Genomic DNA, 335 nt, shown 5'->3' with positions numbered 1-335 from the left:
GTCGGACCGGCCGTCACCTCGGCCCGCAGTCGGTCGGCCATCGCGGCCACGGTCTGCGCCTCGAACACGATCGCGGCCGAGACCGGCACGCCGAGGGTTTCGCGTAGCCGGGCGGCGATCATGGTGGCCTGCATGGAGTGCCCGCCGAAGGCGAAGAAGTTGTCGTCGCGGCCCGGCGTCCGGCCGAGCACGTCGGCCCACACCTGCGCCACCCGCCGCTCCAGGTGGTCGCGGGGCGGCTCGCCGCGCGCGGACAGGTCCGGTGCGGGGAGTGCGTTGCGGTCGATCTTGCCGTTGCGGGTGAGGGGGAAGTGGGGCAGGGCGATGATGGCGTG

At 74.0% G+C, this 335-nt stretch carries 1 protein-coding gene; it reads right to left on the bottom strand.

The genetic code is table 11. From position 1 onward, the window contains the following. The coding region (locus tag ACPXCB_RS31585) for a phosphopantetheine-binding protein (protein WP_425879783.1) at positions 1–335 on the bottom strand (335 nt) is incomplete at both ends.

It is taken from the genome of Micromonospora sp. DT62 (genome assembly GCF_049847285.1).
Lineage (GTDB): Bacteria > Actinomycetota > Actinomycetes > Mycobacteriales > Micromonosporaceae > Micromonospora > Micromonospora reichwaldensis.
Note: the sequence above shows the minus strand (reverse complement) of the source record. Positions and strands in the feature narration are given on the sequence as shown.